Below are 14,586 nucleotides of genomic sequence, written 5' to 3'. Positions count from 1 at the left end.
CAAAGCCTCGGAGGGCTAAGTGAACGATCCGCTGATTCGCCGCATAGAAGCGGCCAAGTACCTCGGCGTCGCGGTACCCACACTCGATCGCTGGGCTGCGGCCGGGAAGATCGCTCGCCCCGTCAAGATGAGCGCGCGGTGCTCCGGTTGGCGTCAGTCGGTGCTCGACGCGTTCCTTGAGCGGTTCGTGCAGTCGGACGAGCCAGCCAACGCGCAGCCGGTGGAGGTGGCCAATGCGGCAGGTTGACGATCTTAAGCGGCGGCTTGCTCCCGTGGGGCGGCACGCGCGGCGCGCAACGAGCGCGCAAGCCGCAGCCAGCTCCAAAAAATAAGCCCGTCACTCTCGTGGCGGGCCAGAATTTAACGGCTGAACTCAGGACTCCATACTAAACATGAACGATTTTTCTAGCAATAGCGAAATCGCAATCGATTCTCGCGTCGCAGATTGGATTTGGGACAACTTCGCTCGGCGCATGTGGTTGTCGAGGTATGGCTGGAAGGGAACCCACCCGCAATACAAGGGGAAGCTGGGGTGGTCGTTCGGCGCGTTCAATCGTGGCGTGCTCAAAGCGGCGCTAGAGGCGTGTCCGGGTGAAGGGTTTGCATGCGGGCTTGGCTTCATCAAACCCGGCGAGAACACCACATACCTCGCTGCATTCGACCTGGACGACCACGGCAAGGATATGGCCTGGTCGGACATGCAGGCCGTAGCGCTCAATCTGCTAGGCATTGCCCGAAATCGTGGGCTGTACGGCTTCACCGACAGGTCGCCGGGCGGGCACGGCGTCCACATCTGGTTTCGATTCGATGCACCGCAGGATGCGTACAGCGTGCGCGCCCTGCTGCTTGACGTGCTCAAAGAATGCGGCTTGGCAAACGGCGGCGGTGGCGTGCGCGTTGGCCAGGCTGAAATTTTTCCAAAGCAGCCCGCTGTCGGCGAAGGGGAATGCGGCAATTGGCTTGCGTTGCCGTGCCAGTGGAAGTCGCGCCCACTCGACGACACGTTCGATGAGCTGGACGATATGCCAGTCGAGGCGGTGGTCGCCATTGACTGGCCTGCGTCTCAGCCGGTGCCCATGCTCGATCGAGCCGCGCAGACGGAGCGCGCGGCGGTGCCGCACGGCGAAGTGCCGGTCGAACTCGAAAAGATCCAGGCGGCGCTCGAAGCTCTCCCGAACGGCGGCACGGACTCACTCGAGTACGACCACAACGGCGAGCGCGGCGGCTATCTGGACGTTATGTGGGCAGTCGGCGCCGGCTCGCATTGGAGCGACGAAGGGCGCGAATTGCTCCGCAGCTGGACATCCTTGTCTTCCAAATACGACGAGGCAGAAGACGACAAGCAATGGGCGCACGGCTTCAAGAAATGGGACGCCGCGCGCAACAACGGCACGCTCGAAAAGCTCGTCGGCGTCGGCACGCTGTTCCGTATGGCCAGTCGGTGCACCCCCGGCTGGGATCGACGCTGGACAGTGGCATCGCCCGATGAGTTTGGCGTGGTTGATGAGCCGCAGGACCCCCCGTGGCATGAGGGCTGGTATTTCCTGAGTGCATCGGACCGCGTCGTGCGTTTGGGCGAGGTGAGTTCCTACACCATGAAGGGGTTCAACGTGCGCCACGCCGGGTTGGTGCTCGCCGCTGGTAAGGGCCGTCCTCCAACCCCGTTCGAATTTGTCGAGAAGCGCCAAAAATTCGGAATGGCTGACGCGCTTGCATACGCGCCTGGTCAGGCGCCGGTCTTCAAGTTCCAGGGGCACACCTTCGTGAACTCGTACCGACCGGCCAGCGCGCCCGATACGCCGGCCGCATTGTCCAGCGAGCAGCGGGCCGCGGTCGATCTGGTAAGGCGGCATATCCGGCTCATTGCCGGTAACGACGACACCGCGCGAATGCTCGAGACGTGGATCGCACTCAACGTGCGTTCGCCCGGCAAGCTTATTGGTGTCGCACTGCTCGTGAAGGGCATTCAGGGCGACGGCAAGACGACCATATTCTCTAAGCTGATGTCGGCCGTCATGGGCGCTGAGAACGTCGGCAACGTATCGAATACGACGTTGCGACGGGACTTCACAGCGTGGGCGAGCGGCCGGGCGATACGCGTTGTGGAAGAGGTCAAAGCGGCCGGGCATAGCCGGCACGACGTGCTGAACTCCGTGAAGCCGTACATCACGAATGAGACTGTCGCGATCGAGGGCAAGGGGAGGGACAGTATCGACTCCCTGAACACGACCAACTATGTCGCGCTGACGAATTTCGACGATGCCTTGCCGATCGACGATGGTGACCGCCGCTGGTGGATCGTCGACACCCCATTCACCCACATCGCCCAGCTCACCGAGTCGGTCGGGGGCAATCTCGCCAGCCATTTCGACGAACTCCACGCGGCAATCGAGGCGCACGGCGGCGCGTTGCGCAAGCATTTCCTCGAGTGCGAGCTGCACAAGAGCGTGCGCTACAACATGCGCGCACCGGAGACGGAAGGACGGCGGCGCATGATCCGCGCCGAAAGCGACCTGGTGGGCGGCGACTACCTCGACAGCTACATCGAACAGGGGGCGTACGGTGTCAGCAAAGACGCGATCGCATCATCGGCGATTTCCGATCTGCTGAGGGAGGTCATGGGCGGGGATGCGCCGCAGACCCGCAAGCTACAAAGACTGCTCGATTCGCGCGGCTACAGGCCGTGTTCGAAACCCCTGAAATGGGATGGCAAGACGCATCGCGTCTATGTGAAGGACGCTCGCATGGTCGACACCGACACGGATCTCGCGCGAAAACGCGTTCAGAAGCTGCTCGACGCAACGAAGGCGGCGGCGGGTGGAGTGGAGTTCGCCGAGATCGGCGAAATGGTAGCGGCGGAGTGATCGGCGCGCGCCGAAGGTAGCGGCGAGGCAGGATCATCTTGTAACCTGCATCTCTTGTAACTCAATTCGTAACCTCGCCAAAAGCCTTATGCCGTAAGGGTTCTAGCTGTTCTCGGTTACAAGTTACAAGTCAATAGAGTTATATGGAGAAAAAGAGATAGAGGGTACATAAGGTGCCCTCACTGTAGCGCCCGCTATCTGTGCCGTGCGATATGAGAAAACTTGTAACTTGTGACCAAAATCGCTGAGAGCCTTGCGGGGTAAGCAGTTGAGCGACGTTCGATTCGTAACCAGGCATTCGTAACCTTGTAACCGCCCCCGGTCGGACAAATCCCCGCGGGGCTCGCAGTAGGGGGCGAGAAATGGGCAAATTGCAGGACGAGATTGACGGGTTTCACCGGGCAGTGGCCGCAAAGGCGCTGCTCATAGCGCTCGAATGGGCTGGCGGCGATGCGGCGGCCTTGTCGGCCGCGGCGGGTCTGGGCAAAGATTCCGCGCGGTTGTGGGTGCATCGAAAGCGTATCTCTGCTCTCGGTGCCCTTGTGCTTGAGCGGATCGCGGGGTTCCCACTGACGGCGGCGGAGATGCGCCCCGATGTCGACTGGGTGCGCTGGCGGAAAAGGATTCGGTGCAACGGATGCGGGAAACGGATCCAGCCCCCAAATTACCGGGCTGGGTCTTCCCGTATGTTAAAGGCTCGTATTAAGGCCGCGGCAAAGGCGCGCTGCGCGTCTTGCTAGCTGGCGGCGCGTGCTCTACCCGGACGAGCCGCCACACGGGTGCAGCGTCGGGAAAGAAGCAGGGAAAAAGCGCACGCGCGTAAACGGCGGCCACCCAGACCGGCGGGAGCCCGGTCTGCCCTCTTAGGCCGCGCCGCCCCCGCCGTTGTTTACGGTTTCAGGCCGGACGGCACCAGTGCACCGGCAACAGCTGCCGAGTGTTTGCAGATCTGCTCGACGTTCGCAAAAGCGTCGGCACCGTTTTGCGGCGATTTAAACGCCTGCTCCGCAGCATACAGCGCACTCGATTCGCACCGTTGTTCTGCCGGAACCGCTACGCCGACCATCAATGCCCCATACGCAAGAGTTGTCATTTCGTAGGCAATCGCTATTGCCGCTACTGCTGCACCAATGTACTTGATCATCTCGTGGCTCCGTTGGGGGATATCCCTTTGTGATAACGGCATGGGCGCGAAAAACTTTAAGGCCATTCGCTGATCGCTTGGCCGCTGGCCTGGCCGTCCATGATCTGCGAAACTTGCGGCTCCTTTCAGGATGGAGAAGCGCCGTGTCATCGTTGAGCTACCGAGAGTGGGACATTTTCATCAATGAGCGGGCAAAGACGAGCGGAGGCGCGATCACCGGACGCTATCAATGCGTCGTTCCCGCTTTCCTGATGTCCCGACAAACGATTGGGTTTCTGGCTGAGGGTTTTGAGCTAAGGTACCCGCGGCCTCTCCGGTTGGAACGTCAGATCCGGCCTGATATTGCGGAGGCAGGACTGCCGGCGAACGGGCAGGATTTTGTAATCGATATCTGGGGGCAATTCGATGTCGGCCGCTCTGCACGAGAGCAGATCGACGATGTGCTTAGCTACGTCGGTACACTTTCCGTGTGCACTGACTTTCCGCTAGACGTCAAGGCGATGCAGTTTGTTGACCAGTGGGGTACGGCTGTATTCCACGCGTCGCGTCGCCCGATAGGACGGGGCGTGGGTTTCGAGATCGAAGAGCGCGGCGCAGCGAGCGGCAAAATCAACGAAGATTTCGAGTATTTCCGCGGGGTGCTCGGCGCAGTTGGATCCAAACAAAAAGTTGCCATCCGGCATTACCTGACGGGCATGACACTGTTAGCGCTCGAAGACCATACACCGGGACTGATCGATGCAGCCTATATGCAGTTCTATCAAGCGATTGAGGCCAGCACGGGAGATCACCGACTCGAAGTCGTGCAGAAAGAGATTGCGAAGAAGCCGCTAAAAAACAGCCGGGATGTCCAAATCATTTGCCATCAGGTGTTCAATGTCCGGCACAAATATTTTGGGCACGGCAGCGAGACGGACTTTCACGAAATAGCTGACGCTGGACCGGAACAAGCGTTTCGAGTAGCGAAGCAATGTCTCGTGGCGCGATGGCTGTGCCGGGCGCTCATCGATTGCGAGACATCGTCGCGCAACATCCTGGCGAGGGAGATGCGGTTTTATTTGGGCGATCACAGCGACGCATTCCACGGCTCCATTCACGAACTGGAAGGAGCCTTTTGGGCCGACTTCGGACAGGGCGGGGATCCGAAGAAGAAAGCATGCAAAACGTACGATGCGGAAGGAGCCGCGGCGGAGCCCTACACGTTTCGTGAAGCGCCGCAGGCATAACCCGGGACGCCAGATGTAGAAACCCGGCGCGCGGGCGGCCCGCTGGGGCATCAAACCGCAGTTGGCGCAGCGGCTTTCTGAATTCGCAGGATGGTAGCGCGCGAGGTATCGAATTCGCGGGCGAGTTGCGAAACCGATTCGCCCGCATTGAGGCGGCGCAGCGCTTCGGCCTGTTGTGGTGGCGTGAGCGATGGCCGACGGCCGAGCGCCTTGCCTTCACTCTTTGCGCGCGCGAGCCCTGCTTGCGTACGCTCGATCAACAGCTCACGCTCTAACGTGGCGGCAGCTGCCAAGACGGTCATCGTCATTTTCCCGGCTGGACTCGTGAGATCCACGCCGCCGAGATTCAAGCAATGCACGCGCACGCCCATCGCCGCCAGATGCTCGACGGTTGCGAGTACGTCCATCGTGTTGCGACCAAGTCGGTCCATCTTCGTCACGATCAACACGTCGCCTGACTCGAGCTTGTCGAGCAGCTTGGCGAACCCTTTGCGCTGCATCGCTGCGACGCTGCCGCTGACTTTCTCGGCGACGGTGCGGCGCTCCTCAACTGCAAACCCCGCCGCCTGAATCTCGCGGACTTGGTTCTCTGTGGTTTGGTCGGTCGTTGATACTCGAGCGTAGATGAACGTGCGCGACATTTCTTATTCTCCGATAGCCAGTACGTAAGCACTGATAGCCTGTGAGTTGGTGTGCGAAACCGATGTGCGAATTATATGCGAGTGTGCGAAATAGTAAAGGCTAATTTATGAACACTCCTTTTGCCGCTGTGCGCATTCGAACGTTTTCGCACATCTGACAGAGGCGAGCGGGAGGCGGGCGTTGTCGCTTTGCCGATCCGCCACAAAATGCGAAAGCGCAGGGCCTGCGAATCGACGGCGGACTGAGCGTAGAGGCCGCGCTGACAGGTGAGGCGGCAGCGCGCACCATCGTCAGCGCGATCTGTGATGTGCGCCGTGCCGCCGGGGCGCGGCAGACTGATGACGCGGTGCCGCCGCGGGGTGACCGAATTTTCGGGCCGCCGGGGGGAGCAAACGTCGAATGACGGTATCAATAACCACCCTTTTTCCGGCGCTCGCGCAGAAACAAAGGAAACCCCGCAAGGCCCCGCGCGGCGATAGAATTTCGTCGGCGGCAAAAAGCGACCGGGGCCGATCGCGATGCCGACCGCAAGGGGCAAAAAATGAAGCGAACAATCCTGATCATTGCAGCCGCGCTCGCCGGCTGTGCGTCGCCGACTGTGTACCGAGATCCCCAGACAGGGCAGGTCGCGCAGTGCAACGCATCCACGCCGGGCATCTTCCCGATCATCGCCCAGCACGAAATCGATGACTGCTCAGCTGCCTACGCCCGAATGGGCTGGCAGAAGCAATAGCCCGCTCACCGAAATCTTACGCGTCGTGATAATGAAAAAGTTGTTGGGAAAGATCGTCGATTCACGCCTTGTTGTCGGCGGAATTATTTTGGTGTTCGCTGCAGCCGCGATTGTCGGATCGAACTACGGCTCGCAATGGTGGCAGGGTCTTTTACAAAACATCGGCGCCGGTTTTGCCACGTCGCTGGTACTCATCGCTTTTTACGACCAGATCGTAGAACGCCGTGCCCAAGCGGACGTGGACGCGCGGCGGCGGGTTGCCATGCGCCGGCTGGCTCACGCGGTTCGCAAGCACGTTCGTGGCGTGCTATTCAGCATGTATAGAAGCTCGATCGAAGCGCAACCGCCGGGGGGTGTCGGGTCATTTCGCGAGTTCGTTGAACGGCACTTTGCAGGTCCGATTCCACATCTCAATATCCTGGCTCCGTCTGATGCGGGTTTCCCGACATCGCCGCTCTATGCGGAGTGGATAGCGCAGACGTTTCGCATCTTTTCGGCGAGCTTGGAGAGCTGGATTGCTACCTATGCGAATTGCGCGACAAGTGAGGTTGTGGGTTGGGCGGAGGATCTGCTCGATTCAGACTTTCTCACGGTCGGCGGGCAGCTGGATCGCGTACTGTCAGCGATGCGCTTGGCGCAGTTCATCCCACCCGCAATGAGTTGCTTTAACGCAGAAATGACCGGCGTTTACGGCGCCAAATTGGCCAAACTGATCGTGGCGATTGAAGCCGCGACTGGCGAAAGCGTCGGAACACTTGATGCTTCCGCGTGGCACAACCAGTTTTATCAGATCGGGCATGCCCGAGTTCAACACCAAGTGCCGGCATAGCCGCCCACAGGGGATTCCAGTCAATGATCGCGGATCATTTGGGTGATATCACAGTCGACGTAGTTAAGGCCGCAGTTCCTGTGGCGCGTCGTTTGTTTGACGATAGTTGGCTGGTTGAGCAAGCGTCCCGAAGGCCGAGCGACATTCTTTTGTTCACAGAGCTGCCGATGTTATCTGCTCGGGAAGCAGCCAGGGCGCTTCGAGAAGGCGTGCCGCGAGCTGGGCTTATGCACCCGCTTGCTGAGGCGGTGATCGGATCTGAAAAGGTGATTGAGTACTACGAGAGAACGGGTTCGTTCCTCGTCGGAGCATTCGTCTACCGGCTCCTTTCGCTCAGGGACGTCGCACGCCACCTCGATGTCGTCGGCAATATGAGCGAGCGGTTATCAAGGCTCACGGGTGATCAGTGGCAAGCGGCGCTCTACGAATTGCTCGTGGCTTGCTCTCAAGCGCAGTCGGGAGCCGTCGAGTTGCTGCCGGAAGGAGAGTCGGCCGCTCCTGACATGTGCGTCGATCGCACGGTTTTTGTTGAATGCAAAGCCAAGCTTCAGCTTGACGAAAAGGTCGCTGAATTCGTTGGCAAATTCAATCGCCTCGCGAGGGACAAAATATTCCAGGAGGCGTCGAAAATTAGCAACGGACTTCTCATTGAGATCGACATCCACGACGATGCGCATCTGATATCACTCCCTGGGATGCTGCGATCGATGTTCGCAGATCGCCTGAAGCGAAAGTCGACCCACTACGCCAAGGTAAAGGTCACGCCCTACGAGCCTGGGCCAATTGATCTGCCGCAGAACATGAGCGTCCATACCGCCCGATTCTGGAAATGGATGATGGACTTCGACGGGTGGCGCGATTGGCACGTGGTCTCACCGTTCGCCGAAGTGCAAATCGCGAACTTCTCGAATCTCATCGCGACGGCAGTCAGAAGGCCAGTGCTTGTTTGCGTACGGTCCGCAGCGCTCGCGCACACTGAGCAGAATGTTCGCGCGACGGTTGCGGCCGCGTGCCGGCGCCAGTTGCGTGAGCACCAGCCCGGCGTAGTCCGCGTGCACGTGAATTCGAACCTCTACGGTATCGGAGAGAAAGCCAACGTGCCAATGATTCAAGAAGCATTGAATCAGCTATCTCAAAGCCTGTTGGCGACGTACACGCGCCTTGTTGGCGTCCGGTTCGACATCATTACCCCTCCGGATCCCGGAGAACTCATGGCCCAGTACACTTCGGCCGGCGCGGTGCGGGCCGAGGACAGTGCGCGTTTCGAATCGATCATGTCTGCTCCGGGTGTCTTTCTGATCTAACGCGGTCGGTATCTCAGCCGCACGGGGGTGGGGTAAAAGCGCGCGGCCGACGAGCTGTAAGAGGGTGGCTTTGACGCTCGCGCAGAACCGAAGAGCCTGCCAATTCTGGCAAATATCGCTTCTTGAAAGTTCGGATCGCTAAGCATAAAATCTGGCGTAACGATGACCTGACCGCAAAGGCGGTTGTCGAGCCCGAATCGGGCGATTCGGCGAACGTGACGAGCCCATGCGCCGCGCGTTCGTAGCTCCGGTGGCCGACCGGCGCTACCTGTCCACAGCACAGGTCGAGTACCGCACGCCGACGACTACACGCCCCCGTCGGCCTATTCGTGACCAGCACTAAGGCGGCGAGTGGCTAGAGGCCACCGAAGCGACGACGGTCGCTGGACCTTGCCCAAAAATGCGCAGATGCTGGCGCCGACAACGGCGCCGCAGGGCTTAAACGCAAAGCAGGACAGAACCCTCCGCGACATCGGGGCCCTTGTTCGTTTTTGCAAAAAGCCGCCAATGACTTCCAACAACTGCATCTGCGCCCGGGGCGCGTTGCGTACCTCCACGCGGGTTGCCGCATGGCGTCGCGTGATTGGCTACGGCCTCGCGCATGCTCAGTCGCGCCACCTGCTAGCGCCGTTCCGTACCGAACTGGACGCGGACCGCCCAATCAGCGTGCACGCCGATATCAAGCTTCTCGGCCGCTGGTTTAGCCTCGGCATCACTCGCGCCGTTTCAGGCGAAATTCACTTTCAGTTGCTTGATACGAACCGCCGTCGCGACGGCATCGTCGCGCTCGCAGCAGTCGATCTCATTGTTCGGCGCGGAACGGTCATCGCACGCGTACCTGAAAAGCTCCTGGCGTTCAGCGGCTGGTCGCGCGTCGATGTGGAGGCAATTGGCACCCTTTACCCGGAACTTTCAGAGATAGGCTTCGAGTGGTCGGACCTGCGGGCACGACGTGCGATGCCAGCGCTTACGATCAACGGGACGCTGATTGGCGGCGTACCCATCGCTAACTGGGCAGCGCAGGAGGGACATCATGCACGCCGCTAAATTGCCCGATTCCTTGCGCGCTCGCGCGTGGCGCCAGCTGGCGGTTTTTCTCGTCAACACGGCTCTCGAACGGAACCTGTTCACTCTCGACATGCCGGCCGAAGACCGACGACCGGCGGCCCCGCCGCGTACGACTGCCATCATCGAGTTGGATGGCCGGCGCTTTGAGCTGACCGTCAGCGGCACAAAGTCTGGCGAAGTGTGGGTGGAGATTCACGCCTTGGCCCGTCAATCCGGCCGTTGGCCTCGCGCGCTGGTCTGGGTCTCGCGCAAGCAGGGGATCGGGCAGCTTCAGGTGCCAGCGGGCCGCCGCATATGTCGTGAAATGTTCGACGGTTTCACATTGGCCGAACAGGCGCAACTCGCTGCGCTGAACGTCGAGCCGGTTGGATACGGCTTCGGCCCGGTCGTCTATTAAGGGAAGCGCCGTGTCCTATCTATTCGCGAATAACGCTGCAGGCTCGCTCGCCGCGGGCATCACGTCCGGTGCGACATCGCTCACCCTGAACACAGGGCAGGCAGCAGCGTTTCCCAATCCGACGGCGCCCGACGTTTTCTACGCCACGATCACAGATGCCGCGACGCAGACGCAGATCGAGATCGTACTCGTCACGCAGGTCAGCGGCAGCGTGTTCCAGATTACACGTGCGCAGGACGGCACGAGCGCGCTTTCGTGGAACGCAGGCGATATCGTGTCGATGAGAGCGACGGCGGGGCAGTTGAAGCTGCTGAATGCTGTGCCCCCGATCGGTTCGATCATGCTGTGGTCGGGCGCGGCGAACGCCATCCCTGAAAACTGGGCACTGTGTAACGGCTCAAATGGCACCCCGAACCTGCAGGACAAGTTTGTAGTTGGCGCGGGCAACTCATATGCCGTGGGGGCGACGGGCGGCGCGACGACAGCGACGCTTGGGATCACGAACCTGCCGGCGCACAGCCACGGCGTGAACGACCCGACGCACGGTCACGGCGTGAACGACCCCAGCCACAATCACGGGCTTGTCGACCCAGGGCACTATCACACCCCACCGGCCGGTGCGTTCCTGACGAACGCCAGCTCGTCTGGCGTAGCCCCGTCAGGCGGTGGTTACGCGGCCTATTCGACGACTGCCGCTGCACTGACGGGCATCACGTTGAACCCGGCACTGACCGGGATCAGCATCGCGAATAATGGCACGGGCATCTCGATCCAGAACACCGGGTCTGGAACGGCGTTCAGCATCCTGCCGCCGTACTACGCGCTGTGCTACATCATGCGGGTGTCGTGATGGCTCTATCTACCGAGATCAGTCGAAGCACAGTTCGAAGGTGGGTTCTAGAGGTGCCGCCGGCGCGACGCCGTACAGTTTCGCGTTGAGCGCTTCGTACGTTACCCAGGTCATTACGATACTGCCGTCATCGCGCCGTGTGACGTCGGCGCCGTACGTGCGCTTGAACCAGTCGGCCTGCTTCGAATAGCGCTTCATGCCGGTGAGCGCTGCGAGATCCGCTGGGGACATGAAGCGGGATACCGCAGAGGGCGGGGGAAGGGACGGCGTCTGCAGAGCCGTCGATATTGCCGCCAGCAGCTGCTGCGCATCATCGACGGACAGTTCGATGTGCTCTGCGCTGTGACTCTGCGCGAAATCCACTGCTGCGCGCATGCGCAAGACAACCTGCTGAAGGCTTTCCACCTCGACTCCTGAGTGAGTGCAGCGCGCGTACTGCTAGAGCTGGTTACGCCCTTACGTGAGATCTGAAACGCCGGCGTTCCGCGCGCCCCGGTCGCTTCGGTTGAACCTGCGTCCCGTCCTTCCTGTACACGTCGCCGTAGGATAAGTAGTCGCCGTCCCGATAGCAGTACCCGGTCAGCAAGTAGTTCCAGCCCGATTGCAGGCGGAAGTCCTTGAGGACCCGCTCGTACTGCAGTCGTGCCTCTTCGCGCTGGCGGCAATCGAGCCACGCTATCAACCCGACATAGGCCGCTGCGATGGCTAGCAAGGTCAATAGCATGGCAAGTCTCCGATTGCGGATGGCCGGGGCTGTCAGGAGTGGAGCGTATCACCTTCGCTGGGACGGGGGACAAGCGCCCAGCCCGCCGGCACCTCGATTGCCGGTCGGTTGATCAACGCGTGAGCAAAATCCTCCAAAGCATCGCGCTCGAACGTCCAGAACTCGCCAAAGTGAACACCATCGTTCGTTTCGTCCCAGTTGTGTACCGATGCCGTCTCCGTGGCAAGCTCGGCAAGTACATCGGCGCCGCGGCGCCCTAAGTGGCCGGCGTGCAACGCTTCCTGCGCACGCGATGCAAAGGCCATAGTCGCCGCGGGAGAAATGCCGACTGCCGCGGCTGCGATGGTCACCGCGTCGAGCTGCTGGGGCGACAGCGCGCCGCGCGCGCTGGCGGACGTGAGTTCGTGCGCGAATGCGAGAATTTGTGCGGGGGTAAAGCACAGCACTTCAGCGGCCGCGGCAGTCGTAGCGCTGCTGAGCGTGCGGGCGAGTTCAAGAATCCTTGCGTTCATGATGTCCTCCAGTGTGCCGGTTACCGGCGTGTCTACAACAAGTCGTCGAATAGGCTGTCGCCGATCATCTGCGCATCGGCGGCGTTGAGTTCGAGCGCGAATTGCGAGCCATCGAGGCGGCGGATATAGACAACGCGCGCGCCGTCAGGCCGCACCAGTACCGTGTCGATCGCGCAGGCGTCGGTCGGGACGGGCTCCGTTGCGCTAAACGCCGCGCTGCACTTCGCTCCGAATTGATCGCCCGCAGCGCGTAGCGACAGGATTGCGCCTGGTCCGGATGGCCAAGCGGGAACAGCGCGCATCGTCTTTGCCATGAATCACCCCGCGGGAAAAATCTTGGGGGTATGAGCGGGGGTAGGTTTTTGCACCAATCCGCTCAGAACCCTTATCTACCAACGTTATAGACATTGAATCACAATTCGGATTGAGTACAACGAACCGCATGGATATGCCCTCCTTTCGTAACGGCCTCTCGCAATATTGTGAAATGCGCACCGCTTCTACTCGGCGGTGAACCAGACCAGCAGCACCATGATGACAAAAAGGTTGCGCGCTGGCGGCCTGTCCAAAAGGCATAAGACATAGGGCAAAAAAAAGTCCCGCACACAGGCGGGACCGGGTAGGAATTTGGGCGTTGTCCTAGTGGAAATGTGGCTGTACGGGCTCAGCATCTTCTGGCATCTCGGCGTGGACGATCTCGCCGAGTGGATCCGCATAGAGCGGCACGCCGCAGTCATCGCAGTATTCCGGCTCGAAGCGGCCAGCGTGACGACGGATATCGGCGATGCCCGATTCCTTCAGCAGCGCAACGATCTCTTCGAGCGGACCGCTGCTGACACTCTCTTCGGTCGGCTCTTCGTCGATGTCGGCGTCGCCGTTCTCGCGGCCATAGAGCGGCCAGACCACGCCATACAGCACGTCATTGCTGCCGCGCTTCGTGAAGCCGATGCGGTATTCGTCGATACGGCGCTCGCCGAAGCCGGCGACGACGGCGCGCAAGTCCTGCGCACCCGCGCCGATCGTGTCGAGCAGATAGCGCACGGCGGTGCGGATCGTGTGCGGGCGCACGCGCTCGTCCGCGTCACGGCAGGCGGAGTAGTAGGCGTCCGGCAGCAGGCATTCGAACTCGCATCCTGGCATGACGACGGCAAGGTTGGCGCCGCCCTGGGTAGCCCATTGTTCCAGGCATTGACCGCGCTCGATGCGCGAGCCGTGTTCCTCTTCTTGCCAGCGGAAGAGCGGGGCGCCAACGGGCGCGGCGACGACGGCGAGCAGGAAACGCGGATCGGCGAGGATCGGCGACGTTTCCGGCAGTTCGCCCGAGCTGATTTTCGCCGGCGCGCCGCTCAATGCCGCCTGCGTAAGCTGTTGTGCGAGGCGCCAGGTTTCGACATGGTGGCGCGGCAACTGGTCGATGCTATAGAGATAGGGGGCCATCGCCACGCGCGTGCCGTTCGCCAGCACATGGGCCTGAAGATGGGTGCGCAGGGCGTCGGCGCCGTCGGCCTTCAGCGGGCCCGAAGGGATGACATAGCGCGTCCAGGCCAGCACCGGCGCGGCGACGAGCAGCGCCTCGTATTGCGCGCCGTCGTGTTCGACGATGAACGACTCGCTGTGCGTCTCCGCCATGTCGGCGAGCGCGCCGTAGGCGTCCGGATGATTCTGCTGCAGATGATCGAGCGCGGCGTCGAGTGTAGTCTGATTGCCGTTGCGCACGACCTTCGCTAGCAGCGTGTCGAGCTTTGCCTCCCAGAAGCGGTCTTCGGTGCGGCTGCCCGAGGCGAACAGGGCGAGCGAGAGGCCGACGAGTTTGTCGGCGTCAGGAGGAAGGCGTTTGGCGATTCGCGAGCGCATAAATCTGTGAGTTTGGGTGCAGAGAACCCCATATTCTAGTCGGTTCCGTGCGCGCCATCGGTTTGGGCAGCAGGAGCGCACCGAATGGGCCTCGGTGCGATGCAGGATCGTCGTTGCTGCACAGCCGGAAGGCATCGACCGGAAGCACTATGACGACTGCTCTATGGAGCAGGCGAGCCGTGGTCAGCCCGACTTTACTAGCCGGTCAAAAAACCGCTTGCAAGATGTCATCTGCGTGACTAGAATTCCGGTCTTTCGCGCTTTCGATGAAGGCGCGGGGAGACGGGAAGCCTAGGGCGAAAGCCTTGTGGTGGCTGGGTCTGCGGGTGATTCGAAGTTGAGCGGCAGGTTGAACGAAGTAAAAAAACCTGTTGACAGATCGCCAGACAGTCTTCATAATCTCGTTTCTCTGCTGCTGACGCAGCAACGCAGAAAGAAG

The 14,586-nt window shown here is 60.9% G+C and carries 17 protein-coding genes; 9 read left to right on the top strand and 8 right to left on the bottom strand.

The genetic code is table 11. The annotated features are described in order from the left end of the window. Positions 1 to 19 precede the first annotated feature (19 nt). Both AB4Y36_RS19510 and AB4Y36_RS19505 read left to right on the top strand, forming a co-directional pair. Positions 20 to 247: a helix-turn-helix transcriptional regulator gene (locus AB4Y36_RS19510; protein WP_368683874.1), complete on the top strand. Its 228-nt coding sequence runs from the start codon at positions 20 to 22 to the stop codon at positions 245 to 247. A gap of 145 nt (positions 248 to 392) precedes the next feature. Further along, on the top strand, positions 393 to 2,864 hold the full coding sequence (locus tag AB4Y36_RS19505; protein ID WP_368683873.1) for a DUF5906 domain-containing protein: 2,472 nt from the start codon (positions 393 to 395) through the stop codon (positions 2,862 to 2,864). Positions 2,865 to 3,753: 889 nt separating this feature from the next. On the opposite strand, the gene AB4Y36_RS19500 is transcribed toward AB4Y36_RS19505, so the two are convergent. Further along, a complete protein-coding gene (locus AB4Y36_RS19500) occupies positions 3,754 to 4,008 on the bottom strand; it encodes a hypothetical protein (RefSeq protein ID WP_368683872.1) in 255 nt (84 codons plus the stop codon). 143 nt (positions 4,009 to 4,151) lie between these two features. Between AB4Y36_RS19500 and AB4Y36_RS19495 the strand changes: the two genes are divergently transcribed. Then, positions 4,152 to 5,234 (top strand): hypothetical protein, encoded by a 1,083-nt coding sequence (locus tag AB4Y36_RS19495; RefSeq protein ID WP_368683871.1) that lies wholly within the window; start codon positions 4,152 to 4,154, stop codon positions 5,232 to 5,234. A gap of 50 nt (positions 5,235 to 5,284) precedes the next feature. Here AB4Y36_RS19495 and AB4Y36_RS19490 read toward each other — a convergent pair whose 3' ends face one another. Beyond that, positions 5,285 to 5,875 carry a recombinase family protein gene (locus AB4Y36_RS19490; RefSeq protein WP_368683870.1) on the bottom strand — a complete coding sequence of 197 codons (591 nt, stop codon included), beginning with the start codon at positions 5,873 to 5,875 and terminating at the stop codon, positions 5,285 to 5,287. Positions 5,876 to 6,417: 542 nt separating this feature from the next. On the opposite strand from AB4Y36_RS19490, the gene AB4Y36_RS19485 reads away from it, so the two are divergent. The 6 genes from AB4Y36_RS19485 to AB4Y36_RS19460 all read left to right on the top strand — a co-directional run bounded on the left by AB4Y36_RS19485 (position 6,418) and on the right by AB4Y36_RS19460 (position 11,057). Beyond that, positions 6,418 to 6,609 (top strand): hypothetical protein, encoded by a 192-nt coding sequence (locus AB4Y36_RS19485; RefSeq protein WP_368683869.1) that lies wholly within the window; start codon positions 6,418 to 6,420, stop codon positions 6,607 to 6,609. A gap of 31 nt (positions 6,610 to 6,640) precedes the next feature. Further along, a complete protein-coding gene (locus AB4Y36_RS19480; RefSeq protein ID WP_368683868.1) occupies positions 6,641 to 7,438 on the top strand; it encodes a hypothetical protein in 798 nt (265 codons plus the stop codon). Positions 7,439 to 7,461: 23 nt separating this feature from the next. Next, entirely contained in the window at positions 7,462 to 8,742 is a 1,281-nt protein-coding gene (locus AB4Y36_RS19475; RefSeq protein ID WP_368683867.1) for a hypothetical protein, read from the top strand. Positions 8,743 to 9,249: 507 nt separating this feature from the next. Continuing rightward, a complete protein-coding gene (locus AB4Y36_RS19470) occupies positions 9,250 to 9,789 on the top strand; it encodes a hypothetical protein (RefSeq protein ID WP_368683866.1) in 540 nt (179 codons plus the stop codon). Next, positions 9,776 to 10,207: a hypothetical protein gene (locus AB4Y36_RS19465; RefSeq protein ID WP_368683865.1), complete on the top strand. Its 432-nt coding sequence runs from the start codon at positions 9,776 to 9,778 to the stop codon at positions 10,205 to 10,207. Before AB4Y36_RS19470 ends, AB4Y36_RS19465 begins: the two co-directional genes overlap by 14 nt. Positions 10,208 to 10,217: 10 nt before the next feature. Beyond that, a complete protein-coding gene (locus AB4Y36_RS19460) occupies positions 10,218 to 11,057 on the top strand; it encodes a hypothetical protein (protein ID WP_368683864.1) in 840 nt (279 codons plus the stop codon). An 18-nt stretch (positions 11,058 to 11,075) separates the two neighbouring features. Here the strand turns inward: AB4Y36_RS19460 and AB4Y36_RS19455 are convergent, their stop codons facing one another. The 6 genes from AB4Y36_RS19455 to AB4Y36_RS19430 form a co-directional block, all read right to left on the bottom strand. Then, positions 11,076 to 11,432 (bottom strand): DUF4224 domain-containing protein, encoded by a 357-nt coding sequence (locus AB4Y36_RS19455; RefSeq protein ID WP_368683863.1) that lies wholly within the window; start codon positions 11,430 to 11,432, stop codon positions 11,076 to 11,078. A gap of 73 nt (positions 11,433 to 11,505) precedes the next feature. Then, positions 11,506 to 11,781 (bottom strand): hypothetical protein, encoded by a 276-nt coding sequence (locus tag AB4Y36_RS19450; RefSeq protein WP_368683862.1) that lies wholly within the window; start codon positions 11,779 to 11,781, stop codon positions 11,506 to 11,508. A gap of 32 nt (positions 11,782 to 11,813) precedes the next feature. Next, a complete protein-coding gene (locus AB4Y36_RS19445; protein WP_368683861.1) occupies positions 11,814 to 12,293 on the bottom strand; it encodes a hypothetical protein in 480 nt (159 codons plus the stop codon). A gap of 32 nt (positions 12,294 to 12,325) precedes the next feature. Next, a complete protein-coding gene (locus AB4Y36_RS19440; protein WP_368683860.1) occupies positions 12,326 to 12,607 on the bottom strand; it encodes a hypothetical protein in 282 nt (93 codons plus the stop codon). A gap of 325 nt (positions 12,608 to 12,932) precedes the next feature. Continuing rightward, the gene (locus tag AB4Y36_RS19435) at positions 12,933 to 14,147 is read right to left on the bottom strand and encodes a DUF2863 family protein (protein WP_368683859.1); all 1,215 of its coding nucleotides are present in this window, start codon (positions 14,145 to 14,147) and stop codon (positions 12,933 to 12,935) included. Positions 14,148 to 14,352: 205 nt separating this feature from the next. Beyond that, a partial coding sequence (locus AB4Y36_RS19430; RefSeq protein WP_368683858.1) for a hypothetical protein occupies positions 14,353 to 14,586 on the bottom strand: 234 nt, incomplete at its 5' end.

Source organism: Paraburkholderia sp. BR10936 (assembly GCF_040965735.1).
Taxonomy (GTDB): domain Bacteria; phylum Pseudomonadota; class Gammaproteobacteria; order Burkholderiales; family Burkholderiaceae; genus Paraburkholderia; species Paraburkholderia nodosa_A.
This window is presented reverse-complemented; position numbering and strand designations above follow the sequence as displayed.

Coding starts and splice junctions, on each gene's coding strand:
- AB4Y36_RS19505 (WP_368683873.1), top strand. CDS start 393: ATGAACGATTTTTCTAGCAATAGCGAAATCGCAATCGATTCTCGCGTC.
- AB4Y36_RS19500 (WP_368683872.1), bottom strand. CDS start 4,008: ATGATCAAGTACATTGGTGCAGCAGTAGCGGCAATAGCGATTGCCTAC.
- AB4Y36_RS19490 (WP_368683870.1), bottom strand. CDS start 5,875: ATGTCGCGCACGTTCATCTACGCTCGAGTATCAACGACCGACCAAACC.
- AB4Y36_RS19485 (WP_368683869.1), top strand. CDS start 6,418: ATGAAGCGAACAATCCTGATCATTGCAGCCGCGCTCGCCGGCTGTGCG.
- AB4Y36_RS19480 (WP_368683868.1), top strand. CDS start 6,641: ATGAAAAAGTTGTTGGGAAAGATCGTCGATTCACGCCTTGTTGTCGGC.
- AB4Y36_RS19475 (WP_368683867.1), top strand. CDS start 7,462: ATGATCGCGGATCATTTGGGTGATATCACAGTCGACGTAGTTAAGGCC.
- AB4Y36_RS19470 (WP_368683866.1), top strand. CDS start 9,250: ATGACTTCCAACAACTGCATCTGCGCCCGGGGCGCGTTGCGTACCTCC.
- AB4Y36_RS19465 (WP_368683865.1), top strand. CDS start 9,776: ATGCACGCCGCTAAATTGCCCGATTCCTTGCGCGCTCGCGCGTGGCGC.
- AB4Y36_RS19455 (WP_368683863.1), bottom strand. CDS start 11,432: ATGCGCGCAGCAGTGGATTTCGCGCAGAGTCACAGCGCAGAGCACATC.
- AB4Y36_RS19450 (WP_368683862.1), bottom strand. CDS start 11,781: ATGCTATTGACCTTGCTAGCCATCGCAGCGGCCTATGTCGGGTTGATA.
- AB4Y36_RS19445 (WP_368683861.1), bottom strand. CDS start 12,293: ATGAACGCAAGGATTCTTGAACTCGCCCGCACGCTCAGCAGCGCTACG.
- AB4Y36_RS19440 (WP_368683860.1), bottom strand. CDS start 12,607: ATGGCAAAGACGATGCGCGCTGTTCCCGCTTGGCCATCCGGACCAGGC.
- AB4Y36_RS19435 (WP_368683859.1), bottom strand. CDS start 14,147: ATGCGCTCGCGAATCGCCAAACGCCTTCCTCCTGACGCCGACAAACTC.